The 12,929-nt window shown below is 60.0% G+C and carries 11 protein-coding genes and 1 pseudogene; 6 read left to right on the forward strand and 6 right to left on the reverse strand.

The features are described from left to right. Window positions 1-70 precede the first annotated feature (70 nt). On the reverse strand, window positions 71-1,150 hold the full coding sequence (gene trmA / locus HBO24_RS04295) for a tRNA (uridine(54)-C5)-methyltransferase TrmA (protein WP_128592783.1): 1,080 nt from the start codon (window positions 1,148-1,150) through the stop codon (window positions 71-73). Beyond that, window positions 1,147-2,442: an NCS2 family permease gene (locus tag HBO24_RS04300; protein WP_032861840.1), complete on the reverse strand. Its 1,296-nt coding sequence runs from the start codon at window positions 2,440-2,442 to the stop codon at window positions 1,147-1,149. Before HBO24_RS04300 ends, trmA begins: the two co-directional genes overlap by 4 nt. A 211-nt stretch (window positions 2,443-2,653) precedes the next feature. Here HBO24_RS04300 and HBO24_RS04305 point away from each other — a divergent pair, with 211 nt between their 5' ends. Next, a complete protein-coding gene (locus tag HBO24_RS04305) occupies window positions 2,654-3,100 on the forward strand; it encodes a DUF4879 domain-containing protein (RefSeq protein WP_057441146.1) in 447 nt (148 codons plus the stop codon). 14 nt (window positions 3,101-3,114) lie between these two features. Here HBO24_RS04305 and HBO24_RS04310 read toward each other — a convergent pair whose 3' ends face one another. Then, window positions 3,115-4,347, reverse strand: a complete 1,233-nt coding sequence (locus tag HBO24_RS04310) for an MFS transporter (RefSeq protein WP_170044028.1) — start codon at window positions 4,345-4,347, stop codon at window positions 3,115-3,117. Between the two features lie 342 nt (window positions 4,348-4,689). Here HBO24_RS04310 and HBO24_RS04315 point away from each other — a divergent pair, with 342 nt between their 5' ends. From HBO24_RS04315 to HBO24_RS04325, 3 genes are read left to right on the forward strand one after another with little or no spacing between them, the layout of a single operon-like run. Beyond that, complete coding sequence (locus tag HBO24_RS04315) at window positions 4,690-6,129, forward strand: cytochrome ubiquinol oxidase subunit I (protein ID WP_057444394.1); 1,440 nt, start codon at window positions 4,690-4,692, stop codon at window positions 6,127-6,129. Window positions 6,130-6,132: 3 nt separating this feature from the next. After that, window positions 6,133-7,140 (forward strand): cytochrome d ubiquinol oxidase subunit II, encoded by a 1,008-nt coding sequence (cydB, locus tag HBO24_RS04320; protein ID WP_170059346.1) that lies wholly within the window; start codon window positions 6,133-6,135, stop codon window positions 7,138-7,140. 12 nt (window positions 7,141-7,152) lie between these two features. Beyond that, complete coding sequence (locus HBO24_RS04325) at window positions 7,153-7,320, forward strand: DUF2474 domain-containing protein (protein ID WP_081044180.1); 168 nt, start codon at window positions 7,153-7,155, stop codon at window positions 7,318-7,320. A gap of 50 nt (window positions 7,321-7,370) precedes the next feature. Here HBO24_RS04325 and HBO24_RS04330 read toward each other — a convergent pair whose 3' ends face one another. Together HBO24_RS04330 and HBO24_RS04335 are read right to left on the reverse strand one after the other, a co-directional pair. Further along, window positions 7,371-8,495 (reverse strand): class I SAM-dependent methyltransferase, encoded by a 1,125-nt coding sequence (locus HBO24_RS04330; protein ID WP_057958377.1) that lies wholly within the window; start codon window positions 8,493-8,495, stop codon window positions 7,371-7,373. Window positions 8,496-8,671: 176 nt separating this feature from the next. Next, window positions 8,672-9,360, reverse strand: a pseudogene (locus HBO24_RS04335) (autoinducer binding domain-containing protein). Between the two features lie 456 nt (window positions 9,361-9,816). Between HBO24_RS04335 and HBO24_RS04340 the strand changes: the two are divergent. Beyond that, window positions 9,817-10,593 carry a ferredoxin--NADP reductase gene (locus HBO24_RS04340; RefSeq protein ID WP_057441142.1) on the forward strand — a complete coding sequence of 259 codons (777 nt, stop codon included), beginning with the start codon at window positions 9,817-9,819 and terminating at the stop codon, window positions 10,591-10,593. 56 nt (window positions 10,594-10,649) lie between these two features. On the opposite strand, the gene mscL is transcribed toward HBO24_RS04340, so the two are convergent. After that, window positions 10,650-11,066, reverse strand: coding sequence for a large-conductance mechanosensitive channel protein MscL (gene mscL, locus HBO24_RS04345; protein ID WP_057441140.1), 417 nt, complete (start codon window positions 11,064-11,066; stop codon window positions 10,650-10,652). Between the two features lie 287 nt (window positions 11,067-11,353). Between mscL and HBO24_RS04350 the strand changes: the two genes are divergently transcribed. Continuing rightward, window positions 11,354-12,895 (forward strand): catalase, encoded by a 1,542-nt coding sequence (locus HBO24_RS04350; protein WP_170059347.1) that lies wholly within the window; start codon window positions 11,354-11,356, stop codon window positions 12,893-12,895. Window positions 12,896-12,929 lie beyond the last annotated feature (34 nt).

Below are 12,929 nucleotides of genomic sequence, written 5' to 3' on the forward strand. Positions count from 1 at the left end.
GGGGGAGTGGGCTTATGTGGGAGCGGGCAAGCCCACTCCCACATTTTTCTAGGTGTGCCGGGGCCGAGGGTTAGCGCCGGGTCAGCAGCACGCCTGATTCCATATGGTGGGTCCACGGGAACTGGTCAAACATTGCACACTGGGTAATGCGGTGCGTGTCGTGCAGTTGCGCGATGTTCGCCGCCAGCGTCTCCGGGTTGCAGGAGATGTACAGGATGTTCTCGAAGCGCCGGGTCAATTCGCAGGTGTCCGGGTCCATGCCTGCGCGGGGCGGGTCGACGAAGACGCTGCCGAACGCGTAGCTCTTGAGGTCGATACCGTGCAGGCGTCGGAACGGCCGCACTTCGTTCAGGGCTTGGGTCAGTTCTTCAGCGGACAGGCGCACCAGGGTGACGTTATCCACCGCGTTTTCATCGAGGTTGCTCAGGGCGGCGTTGACCGAGGTCTTGCTGATCTCGGTGGCCAGCACTTTGCGCACGCGGGTGGCCAGGGGCAGGGTGAAGTTGCCGTTGCCGCAATACAGCTCCAGCAGGTCATCGCTGCGATCGCCGAGGGCCCCATAGGCCCAGTTGAGCATCTTCTGGTTCACCGTGCCGTTGGGCTGGGTGAAGGCACCTTCGGGCTGGCGATAGCTGAAGGTGCGACCGCCGACATCGAGTTTCTCGACCACGTAGTCGTGGCCGATCACATCGCGCTTGCCCTTGGAGCGGCCGATGATGCTGACGTTCAGGTCGGCAGCCAGTTTGTTGGCCGCCGTGTGCCAATGCTCGTCCAGCGGGCGGTGATAGCACAGCGTGATCATCGCGTCGCCGGCCAGGGTGGTGAGGAACTCCACCTGGAACAGTTTGTGGCTCAGGGCAGCGCTGGCTTGCCAGGCGGCCTTGAGTTGCGGCATCAACTGGTTGATGCGCAGGCTGGCGATGGGGAATTCTTCGATCAGGATCGGCGTGCGCTTGTCATCCTGGGAGAACATCGCGTAATGGCGCTGACCCCCTTCGCGCCACAGGCGAAACTCGGCGCGCAGGCGGAAGTTCTGCAGGGGCGAATCGAACACCTGCGGCTCGGGCGCGTCGAACGGCGCGAGCAGGTCACGCAAGCGCGTGACCTTTTCTTGCAGTTGCAGGGCGTAACTTGCTGCGTCAAAAGTCATGCGGGGAACCAGCCTAGCTTGATCACGAACAGAATCGACAGGATCACCAGCGCTGGGTTGAGTTCACGGTAGCGGCCCGTAAGCAGCTTGATACCGGTCCAGGCGATGAAGCCGAAGGCGATGCCGTTGGCGATGGAGTAAGTGAAGGGCATCGCCAGGGCGGTGATTACCACGGGCGCTGCAACGGTGATGTCGTCCCAGTCGATTTCCGCCAGGCCCGAGGTCATCAGCACCGCGACAAACAGCAGCGCGGGGGCGGTGGCAAACGCCGGGACGCTGGCCGCCAGCGGCGAGAAGAACAGTGCCAGCAGGAACAGGATTGCCACGACGATGGCGGTCAGCCCGGTGCGGCCACCTGCACTCACGCCAGCAGCCGACTCGATGTAGCTGGTGGTGGTCGAGGTACCCAGCAGCGAGCCGGCCATGGCCGCGGTACTGTCGGCGATCAGGGCGCGGCCCATTTTCGGCATGTGACCGTCCTTGCCCATCAGGCCGGCGCGCTTGGCAACGCCGATCAGGGTGCCGGAGTTGTCGAACAGGTCCACGAACAGGAAGGCGAAGATCACGCTGATCAAGCCCACGTCCAGGGCGCCGGCGATATCCAGTTGCAGGAAGGTCGGGGCCAGGGAAGGTGGCATTGATACCACGCCGCCAAAGGGGGTGACGCCCAGCGCGATGGCGGCGATGGTCACCGCGAGGATGCCGATCAGCACTGCACCGCGCACTTTTAGCGCTTCCAGGGCCACGATCAGGAAGAAACCCAGGGTGGCGAGGATCGGTGCGGGCTTCGCCAGGTCGCCCATGCCCAGCATGGTCGCTGGGTTGCTGACCACGATCCCGGCGTTATGCAGGGCGATCAGCGCCAGGAACAGGCCGATACCGGCAGCAATCGCCGAACGCAGGGGCAGGGGGATGGCATTGATGATCCATTCGCGGATGCGGAAGATCGACAGCAGGAAAAACAGCACGGCAGAGATAAATACCGCACCCAGCGCCACTTGCCAGGTATGGCCCAGGTGCAGGACCACGGTGTAGGTAAAGAAGGCGTTCAGGCCCATGCCCGGTGCCAGGGCAATCGGGTAGTTGGCGATCAGACCCATGATCGTCGAGCCGATGGCCGCTGCCAGACAGGTGGCGACAAACAGCGCGCCCTTGTCCATGCCGGTCTCGCCGAGAATGCTCGGGTTGACGAACAGGATGTAGGCCATGGCCAGGAATGTCGTGATACCGGCCAGAATCTCGGTACGCACGTTAGTGTTGTGTGCCTTGAGTTGAAACAGCTTTTCCAGCATGCCTGCTCCCTGTGGCGCATTCGGCGCCGTGATTTGTTGACCTCAAAGTCAAAGCACAAACTGCGCCAAGCGCCGCGTGTTTTCTACAGAGGATCGGAAAAAGCGGCGCATCATACCAGCAGGTCGACGACCTGTGGCGCCCGGCCTCGGTTTTGTTGAGTGTGGCCTTGAGGCATACTCCGTCGACGTTCAGTCCAGGGTCATCCAGAGCATGAAAAAAGCCATCGCGTGGAGTCTAGCTCCGTTCGCCTGTCTCGGCCTGTGGCTGGCGGCGGCACCGGCGTGGGGCGCGCCTGCACCGGCCTTGAGCGAAGTGCGGGTGTTCCAGGTGCAGTCCCAGGGCTGCAGCGAGTCCATCGCCGAGGGCGCCGACCGTACCCGGCAGTGCCAGCACCGGGGGGCGACGCGGGTCTCGGTGATGGAAGTGGGGCTGGGCAATAATTCCATCGCGACCTTTGATGGGGCGCGGCTTGCGGGACAAAAGACGGCGATTTGCCAGGTCGGCTCCGTCAGCCAGGCCTGCAATGGCGCTGGTACATTGATGGGCTACATCTATGTATTTGACGTGGATATCCGCGCCGCAGGCTGGTTCGAGTACAGCAACACGTCGATCAACGCGCCCCGCAATACCCTGGTGACTCAGTTACGCATCCAGTGATGGCTCCTGCAGGTTCAGGGCGCTTCGGCCGGCACATGCATGCGGTCCCGATTGGCCAGGGTCGGGAACAGCTTGATCCACACCCCGGTCACCACCAGCGTCCCGACCCCGCCCAGCACCACGGCGGGTACCGTGCCCAGCCAGTGGGCCGTGACGCCGGACTCAAATTCGCCCAACTGATTGGACGCGCCAATAAACAGCCCATTGACCGCGCTGACCCGCCCGCGCATTTCATCGGGGGTTTCCAGCTGTACGAATGAGGCACGGATCACCATGCTGATCATGTCCGCCGCCCCCAGCACCACCAGCACCGCCAGGGAGAACCAGAACGAGGTGGACAGGCCAAAGGCAATGGTCGCCACGCCAAACACGCCGACCGCGGTAAACATCACCCGGCCCACACGCCGGTCCACGGCAAACCGTGCCAGCCACAATGACATCAACAGCGCGCCGACTGCCGGAGCCGAGCGCAGCAGCCCCAGGCCCCAGGGGCCGGTCAACAGGATGTCCTTGGCAAACACCGGCAGCAACGCCGTGGCGCCGCCCAACAACACGGCAAACAGGTCCAGGGAAATTGCCCCGAGGATGTCCGGCCGGCTGCGGATAAAACGAATCCCGGCGAGCAGCGAGTCGAGGGTGGCCTTGCCCTTGTTCAGCGGGGTCTGCCGCGCGGGGAGGTTGAGGGTCAGCATGCAGGCAATCAGGTACAGCAGCACCGTCGGGCCATACACCCAGGCGCTGCCGAAGGCATAAAGCAGGCCGCCCAGGGCCGGCGCGACGATGGTTGCCGATTGCTGGGCCGACTGCGCCGCCGCCACTGCCCGAGGGAACAGGGCGCTGGGCACGATGCTCGGCAGCAGGGCCTGGGTAGTGGGCATTTCGAAGGAGCGGGCTGAGCCCAGCAGGAAGGCGAGGATAAAAATCATCTCGCGGGTGACATTGTCCGTCAGGCTGCCAATCACCAGCGCCAGAGCAATCAATGCTTGCAACGTCTGGCAAATGGCAGCGACTTTGCGCCGTTCATAACGGTCCGCCACATGCCCGGTGTGCAGCATAAACAGCACCCGCGGCACAAATTCCACCAGACCCACCAGCCCCAGGTCCAGCACATTGCCAGTCAGTTGGTAGAGGTTCCAGCCGATGGCCACGGTGAGCATCTGGAAGCCGCTGGCGGTAAAAATCCGCGCCAGCCAGAACGCGATGAAAGGGCGGTGATGACGTAACAGCAGCGGGGTTTCACTGGGCATCGGCAAGGACTGGACTGAACCTGGGAAGCGCCGAGATTAGCATCAAGCTGTAACAAATAGTTGCTGGAAAAGAAATATCCTTAGCAAGACATCTATTTCGCTGAGTCAACCTGTCACGCGGCAAAAGACCACACAGTCCAACCTGGAAAATGGGACTACTCTTTCATCGATGCTTGATCCAGATCAATGCTGATTGCAGCGCTGGTGTGGCGGCCAACAGGCCAGAATCCCTACGTGGTTGGTAAAAAAGAACGAATTGCAATTCGCCACACTCCATATCCGTGGGGGCAGTGGGTGCAGGCCCCCAGCCAGCAGCCGGTATTACCTGACAGAGGAAGACTTATGTTCGGTTTGGAGGCGCTAGATCTCGCCCGAATTCAATTCGCATTCACCATCTCGTTCCATATCCTGTTCCCGGCCATCACCATTGGCCTGGCCAGTTACCTTGCGGTGCTGGAAGGTCTGTGGCTCAAGACCCACAACGATACCTACCGTGACCTCTACCATTTCTGGTCGAAGATCTTTGCCGTCAACTTCGGCATGGGGGTGGTCTCGGGCCTGGTCATGGCCTATCAGTTCGGTACCAACTGGAGTCGTTTCTCGGACTTCGCCGGCTCCGTCACGGGGCCCTTGCTGACCTATGAAGTACTCACCGCGTTCTTCCTCGAAGCCGGCTTTCTTGGGGTGATGCTGTTCGGCTGGAATAAGGTCGGGCGCAAGCTGCACTTCTTTGCCACGGTGATGGTGGCCGTCGGTACGTTGATCTCGACCTTCTGGATCCTGGCCTCCAACAGTTGGATGCAGACCCCCCAAGGTTTTGAAATCGTCAATGGTCAGGTGATTCCAACCGACTGGATGGCGGTGATTTTCAACCCTTCGTTCCCCTATCGCCTGGCCCACATGGCCACGGCAGCGTTTGTCGCCACCGCGTTCTTCGTCGGCTCCTCGGCGGCCTGGCACCTGCTGCGGGGCAAGGACAACCCGGCGATCCGCACCATGTTGTCGATGGCGATGTGGATGGCCTTGATCGTTGCGCCGATCCAGGCGGTGATCGGTGATTTCCACGGCCTCAACACCCTCAAGCACCAGCCGGCGAAAATTGCGGCGATTGAAGGGCACTGGGAAAACGTCGGTAACGAGCCGACCCCGCTGATCCTGTTCGGCTGGCCGGACATGAAGGAAGAGCGCACCAAGTACAAAGTGGAAATCCCCTACCTGGGCAGCCTGATCCTTACCCACTCCCTGGACAAGCAAGTGCCGGCCCTCAAGGAGTTCCCGCCTGAGGATCGCGCCAACTCGACCATCGTGTTCTGGTCGTTCCGCATCATGGTCGGCCTGGGCCTGTTGATGATCTTCACCGGCCTGTTCAGCCTCTGGCTGCGCAAGGGCGATAGGCTGTACACCAACAAACCGTTCCTGTACCTGGCGCTGTGGATGGGCCCGTCGGGGTTGATTGCGATCCTGGCCGGCTGGTTCACCACCGAAATCGGGCGCCAGCCCTGGGTGGTCTACGGCTTGATGCGCACGGCGGACGCCTCTTCCAACCACAGCTTTGTGCAGATGAGCATCACCCTGGCCCTGTTTGTGGTGGTGTATTTCGCTCTGTTCGGTGCCGGCCTGGGCTACATGATGCGCCTGGTGCGCAAAGGCCCGGTCACCCACGAAAGCACCGAACCTGCCCACGGCGGCCCCGGGCAGCAACGCACCCCGGCGCGCCCATTGTCGGCGGCCGATGACAGCGGCGACGCCGATCACGGCGACACTCTGAACAAGGGGAATTGAGTCATGGGTATTGATCTTCCGCTGATCTGGGCCGTGATCATCATCTTCGGCATCATGATGTACGTGGTCATGGACGGTTTTGACCTGGGGATCGGCATTCTCTTCCCGTTTATCCCGGGCAAGACCGACCGTGACGTAATGATGAACACCGTCGCCCCGGTGTGGGACGGCAACGAGACCTGGCTGGTGCTGGGGGGCGCGGCGTTGTTCGGCGCGTTCCCGCTGGCCTACTCGGTGGTGCTCTCGGCGCTGTACCTGCCGCTGATCCTGATGCTGATCGGGCTGATCTTCCGTGGTGTGGCTTTTGAGTTCCGTTTCAAGGCCAAGGATGACAAACGCCACCTATGGGACAAGGCGTTTATCGGCGGCTCGCTGGCGGCGACTTTCTTTCAGGGCGTGGCGCTGGGGGCATTCATTGAAGGCATTCCGGTGGTTGACCGCCAGTTCGCCGGCGGCTCATTGGACTGGCTCTCGCCGTTTGCCCTGTTCTGCGGCGTGGCCCTGATCGTGGCGTATGCGCTGCTGGGCTGCACTTGGCTGATCATGAAGACCGAAGGCATGTTGCAGGAGCAGATGCACAACCTGGCGCGGCCCCTGGCGTTCGTGGTGTTGGCGGTGATTGGCATTGTCAGCATCTGGACGCCCCTGGCCCACCCGGACATCGCCTCGCGCTGGTTCACCCTGCCGAACCTGTTCTGGTTCCTGCCGGTGCCGATCCTGGTGTTGGTGACCATGTATGCGCTGGTGCGTGCCGTGGCCCGCAACGCCCATTACGCGCCGTTCCTGTTGACGCTGGTGTTGATCTTCCTGGGCTACAGCGGCCTGGGCATCAGCCTGTGGCCGAACATCATCCCGCCGTCGGTCTCGATCTGGGAGGCTGCCGCGCCGCCACAGAGCCAGGGCTTTATGCTGGTGGGCACGCTGTTCATCATCCCGTTCATCCTGGGTTACACCTTCTGGAGCTACTACGTGTTCCGCGGCAAGGTGACCCATGAAGACGGCTATCACTAGGAGGCTTGGACCATGACCGGTAAACCTTCACTGGACGAGATCGAACAGGCCGAGAAAAAGCCGCTGTGGCAGCGCCTGGGCTGGCTGGCGATGATCTGGACCGGCAGCGTCCTGGCCCTGTTCGTGGTGGCCAGCCTGATGCGCATGTTCATGAACGCCGCGGGCCTGAGCACCCACTGACATCCCGCACCTTTATGACCCTCCTCACGGAGGGTTTTTTTTGCCTGGGTTTACTTGCGTGCCTTGAGGATCACGAACTTGGGCGTCGCCGCGACCTGCTCCACACCACGGAACAGCCGCGCCAGCTTGCTGTGATAACCCAGGTGACGGTTGCCGACGATATACAAGGCGCCGCCCACCACCAGTGCCTCGCGGGCCTGCTGGAACATGCGCCAGGCGAGGAAGTCCCCCACCACCTGTTGCTGGTGGAACGGTGGGTTGCACAGCACCACGTCCAACGATTGCGGCTCCTGGTCCGCCAGGCCGTCGCCGGGGCGAATCGTCACTGGCCGCTCACCCAGAGCCGCGCGCCAGTTCTCGGCGGCCGATTGCACAGCCATATAGGATTCGTCCACCAAGGTGTACTGCGCCTCGGGGTTTTGCAGGGCACTGGCGATGGCCAGGACCCCATTGCCGCAACCCAGGTCCGCCACGCGGGCGCTGCCCAGGTTGGAGGGCAGGTGCGGCAGAAAGGCGCGGGTGCCGATGTCCAGGCCTTCACGGCAGAACACATTGGCGTGGTTGAGCAGCTCGATGGCCGGCGCGTCCAGGCGATAACGCGTGGGGTAGGGCGAGACCACCCGGGGCCGATCAGCCAGGGTGGCAATCAGCAACCGGGCCTTTTTCACTGCCAGCGACGCGTGCATCGGCCCGATGTAGCGCTCCAGCAGTTCACCGGCGGCGCGGGGCAGATGCTTGACCATGGCGCCTGCGATCACTTCGGCACCGGGCGCCAGTTGGCCTTGCAGGCGGATCAGTTGTTCTTCCAGCAGCGCCAGGGTTTTCGGCACCCGGATCAGCACGCGGTCGAAGGGCCCGCTCGGCACTTGGCTGGCAGGCACGAACGACACGGCATCGAAGGTCTTGTGGTTGCGCACCAGGTTTTTTTGCAACGCCTGGGTGCCTAGAAACGAATCACCACTGGTGGTGACACGCATCTGCCCTTCAAGGCTGGCCGCCAGCGCGCCAAAGCTGTCATTGAGCACCAGCACGCGCGTGCTGCTGGCCGGTTGCTGCTCGGCCAGGTAGGCGAGCAGATACTCGTCAGCCGCATCGAAGGCTTGCAGCGGTTCGTTTGGCTGCTCGGGCTGGCGGATCAGGTCGAGTTGGGCGAAGGGGCTATCGAGCAGGGGCATGGCGGGGGAAACTCTGGATAATCGACGGGTGTTCCAGGCTATGCGAGGAACCTTCTGAGTGGACTGCGACGCGGGCTTTGACGAGCGGCGTCATCACTCAGAACTGGCCGTAAATGTTACGTTTTTTTCTCCGGGATTACATTCGGTGTTTTCAAGAGGATTTGAGCCGGTTGCGCTTAAAAAAGACCGTTTCTCACGGCGCTGATCACGGCGGCGATTTTATTGCTGACCCCCAGCTTCCTCATCGCACTGCTGATGTGAAAACCGACGGTACGTTCCGATAGGCAGAGAATTGTGGCGATATCAGCCGCAGTTTTGCCCAGTGCCGACCATTGCAGGATCTCTGTCTCGCGGCTGGTGAGTTTGGTGGGGCACTGGAAAGTCGGCCCCAGGCTGTAGGTTTGCGCCGCCACGGCAGAACCTGGCCCGCTTTTTCATAGAGCTCATGGGCCTGCACCGGCCCCTTGCGTCGTCCCAGGTTGATCATACTGAAGAAGCCCCGGAAATCGTGCACCGACTGGGCCCAGCCGAAATTCAGGCCTTGGGCTTGTACGTGAGCCCACATGTCAGGTACTGCGGAAAAGGTTTTCTCTTCCCATACAAGCGGCAGCACATCGCGCTTACAGTGAACAACCAAAGGGTCGATTTCAAAGTAGTTTTCTGTTTTGTAGATTTTGTTCCATTCATCCGGATAGTTGTTGAGATGGATACTTCTGTTAGGGCGGTAGAGAGCATTGGAGCCCATGATAAAACCGCAATATTCAAAACCTAGCTCATAGGTAATGTTCAGAGCGGCTTCAAACATCGTCGTTACCTCATCTTCACCTTCAAGTTTGGGTAATCGTGTGTTTCGCCAGTTGACCATCGGTAACACTCCCTGAGTTTCACGCTGATTGTTTGCGACGCACGTCCTCATAGCGTCACCGAATCGAGTGTAGGACAGCATGCAAAACTGGGGTGGGAATTTTCGCACTTAGCAGGGCGTTTCTTATTGTTAATAATCTTCCTCGCGCCTTGTAAGACGTGGCGGGTGGTGGCCGTGATTCAGATTTAATACTTATTTTTCATTGGCTTGCCGAAAAGCCTGGTGGCGTGGCACCGATGATTGTTAGTGGGAAGCAGCGCCTGTGGGGAGAAGGTAATAGCTAAATGTTTTTAGTTGAAATCATATTGCTATTGCTCTGTTTTTTCATATTCAAGCGTAGGGCGTTCGGCTTTTCTGCGCGGATAAATCACCTGGATGGATGTCACTACAAACCAGCGGTGTTTCCAGGCTCCGCTTTGGGCCACACTAGGGGTTACCTGTAGACCGGAGCCCCCCATGACGGCCAGTGCGGAAAAATTCACACGCCAGACCTTGCTTGATGTGCAGTCGTTGACCCCCAGCCTGTTTACCCTGCGGACCACTCGCGACGCGGGTTTTCGCTTTGTCGCCGGGCAGTTTGTGCGCCTGGGTGTGACCAAGCCCGATGGAAGCCTGGTGTGGCGTGCGTATTCGGTGGTGTCGTCGCCCTTCGACGAGTTCCTCGAGTTTTTCTCGATTGTGGTGCCGGGCGGTGAGTTCACCAGTGAGTTGAGCCGCCTGCGGGTGGGTGATGAGCTGCTGGTGGAGCGACAGGCCACGGGTTTCTTGACCCTGAACCGCTTTGTCGATGGCCGCGACTTGTGGCTGCTGGGCACGGGCACCGGGATTGCGCCGTTTCTGTCGATCCTGCAGGACTTTGAAGTCTGGGAAAAATTCGAGCGCATTATCCTGGTCTATAGCGCCAGGGAAGCCAGGGAGCTGGCTTACCAGACCCTTATCAAGGAACTGGCTGAGCGTGAGTACCTGAGCGAACACGCCCATAAACTCACCTACCTGCCCATCGTCACCCGGGAGCAGCACCCAGGGGCATTGAATGGGCGTATCACCACCCTGATCGAAAATGGCGAATTGGAACGCGCGGCGGGCGTGGCGCTGACACCGGAACATTCGCGGGTGATGATTTGCGGCAACCCGCAGATGATTGATGACACCCGGCAATTGCTCAAGCAACGCGATATGCAGTTAAGCCTGACGCGTCGGCCAGGGCAGGTGGCGGTAGAAAACTACTGGTAAAAAAAGGCGCCCGGTGAGAGGCGCCTTTTTAGTAGCTGACAGGTATTGCGGATCGGCTACAGCGGCTTGTTGTTCTGGGCCTTGAGCAGATCGCGGATCTCCCCCAGCAATTCCTCTTCCTTGGTGGGCACCGGTGGCAGGCTTGGCGCAGCCGCTTCTTCACGCTTGAGGCGGTTGATGGCCTTGACGCCCATGAAGATCGCGAACGCGACGATCACGAAGTCGATGATGCTCTGGATGAATTTGCCGTAGGCCAGGACCACCGCCGGAATATCGCCCTGGGCCGCCTTGAGCGTTACTGCCAGATCACCGAAGTCCACACCGCCGATCAGCAGACCGATAGGCGGCATCACCACGTCGCCTACAAAGGACGAAACAATTTTGCCGAAGGCGGCGCCGATGATAATACCGACCGCCATGTCGACCACATTACCTTTGACCGCGAAGGCCTTGAACTCACTGATCACGCCCATAGGTTATTCCTTGTTACAGTTGAGAGGAGAGGAACTCAGTGTAAATCAGTCTGCAAGAGCTTGCTCGACACAACGGTTAACACTGTTCGTTGTAATCGACACATTAAAACGCAAATAGTTTGCAAAGTGCCATCAGTCGCGCGCGAAATACCCGTTATTTCAGGGCCTTACCACACTATTTTTTTAATCGTGATGGTGTGGGTTTTCTATTTATCTTCTGGCGTCAGCATCACTAGCCTCTGGCAAGCACCCATAAAAGTGCATTAAAAAAACCAGAGGATTGCATGATGAAAAACCTTATTAGTCGCAGGTCTATTGCTGCGCGCAATGTGCTTTTGATTGCCAGTACCAGCCTGTTGTCGTTAGCCGTCAGTGCAGCCAACCTGACCCGCGATAATGGTGCAGCGGTGGGCGATAACCAGAACTCGCAGACCGCCGGCGCAAACGGCCCGGTCTTGCTGCAGGATGTGCAACTGATCCAGAAACTGCAGCGTTTTGATCGTGAGCGTATCCCCGAGCGCGTGGTGCATGCCCGTGGCACCGGCGCCCACGGCACCTTCACCGTCACCGACAACCTCAGCGACCTGACCAAGGCCAAAGTGTTTGCCGCCGGTGAGGCCACGCCGGTGTTTGTGCGTTTCTCTGCCGTCGTCCACGGCAACCACTCCCCGGAAACCCTGCGCGACCCGCGCGGCTTCGCCACCAAGTTCTATACCGCCGAAGGTAACTGGGACCTGGTCGGCAACAACTTCCCGACGTTCTTTATCCGCGATGCCATCAAGTTCCCGGACATGGTGCATGCCTTCAAGCCCGACCCGCGCACTAACCTGGATGACGACTCCCGTCGTTTCGACTTCTTCTCCCATGTTCCAGAGTCCACCCGCACGCTCACCGAGTTGTACTCGGACTCCGGTACACCGGCCAGTTACCGGGAGATGGACGGCAATGGCGTACATGCCTACAAGTTGATCAATGCCAAGGGTGAAGTGCACTACGTCAAGTTTCACTGGAAGAGCCTGCAAGGCATCAAGAACCTGGACCCCAAGGAGGTCGTGCAAGTGCAAGGGCGTGATTACAGCCATATGACCAACGACTTGGTTACTCACATCAACAAGGGCGACTTCCCCAAGTGGGACTTGTATGTGCAAGTGCTCAAGCCTGAAGAACTGGCCAAGTTTGATTTCGATCCCCTGGATGCCACCAAGATCTGGCCCGATGTTCCCGAGCGCAAAGTCGGGCAAATGGTGCTGAACCGCAATCCGGCCAATGTCTTCCAGGAAACCGAGCAAGTGGCCATGGCCCCGGCCAACCTGGTACCAGGTATCGAACCGTCGGAGGACCGCTTGTTACAAGGTCGGGTGTTCTCCTATGCCGATACGCAAATGTACCGTCTGGGCGCCAATGCCCTGCAACTGCCGATCAACGCTCCACGGGTCAGCGTCAATAACGGCAACCAGGATGGTGCGATGAACTCTGGCAAGACCAGCACGGGCGTGAACTACCAGCCAAGCCGCCTGATGCCGCGGGAAGAGCCGCAAAGTGCGCGTTACAGCCAGATGCCCCTGGCCGGCAGCACCCAGCAGGTGAAAATCCAGCGCGAGCAGAACTTCAAGCAGGCGGGCGACTTGTATCGTTCCTACAGCAAGAAAGAGCGCCAGGACTTGATCGAAAACTTCGGTGGCTCCCTGGCAACCACGGATGACGTCAGCAAGCACATCATCCTGTCATTCCTCTACAAGGCCGACCCGGAGTACGGCACGGGCGTGGCCAAAGTGGCCAAGGGCGATCTGGCGCGGGTCAAGGCACTGGCTGAAAAGCTGACTGACTAATCCACCCCTCCTGTAGGAACGAGCTTGTCGCCGC

Source organism: Pseudomonas sp. WS 5410 (assembly GCF_012985645.1).
GTDB lineage: Bacteria > Pseudomonadota > Gammaproteobacteria > Pseudomonadales > Pseudomonadaceae > Aquipseudomonas > Aquipseudomonas shahriarae.

Coding starts and splice junctions, on each gene's coding strand:
- trmA (WP_128592783.1), bottom strand. CDS start 1,150: ATGACTTTTGACGCAGCAAGTTACGCCCTGCAACTGCAAGAAAAGGTC.
- HBO24_RS04300 (WP_032861840.1), bottom strand. CDS start 2,442: ATGCTGGAAAAGCTGTTTCAACTCAAGGCACACAACACTAACGTGCGT.
- HBO24_RS04305 (WP_057441146.1), top strand. CDS start 2,654: ATGAAAAAAGCCATCGCGTGGAGTCTAGCTCCGTTCGCCTGTCTCGGC.
- HBO24_RS04310 (WP_170044028.1), bottom strand. CDS start 4,347: ATGCCCAGTGAAACCCCGCTGCTGTTACGTCATCACCGCCCTTTCATC.
- HBO24_RS04315 (WP_057444394.1), top strand. CDS start 4,690: ATGTTCGGTTTGGAGGCGCTAGATCTCGCCCGAATTCAATTCGCATTC.
- cydB (WP_170059346.1), top strand. CDS start 6,133: ATGGGTATTGATCTTCCGCTGATCTGGGCCGTGATCATCATCTTCGGC.
- HBO24_RS04325 (WP_081044180.1), top strand. CDS start 7,153: ATGACCGGTAAACCTTCACTGGACGAGATCGAACAGGCCGAGAAAAAG.
- HBO24_RS04330 (WP_057958377.1), bottom strand. CDS start 8,495: ATGCCCCTGCTCGATAGCCCCTTCGCCCAACTCGACCTGATCCGCCAG.
- HBO24_RS04340 (WP_057441142.1), top strand. CDS start 9,817: ATGACGGCCAGTGCGGAAAAATTCACACGCCAGACCTTGCTTGATGTG.
- mscL (WP_057441140.1), bottom strand. CDS start 11,066: ATGGGCGTGATCAGTGAGTTCAAGGCCTTCGCGGTCAAAGGTAATGTG.
- HBO24_RS04350 (WP_170059347.1), top strand. CDS start 11,354: ATGAAAAACCTTATTAGTCGCAGGTCTATTGCTGCGCGCAATGTGCTT.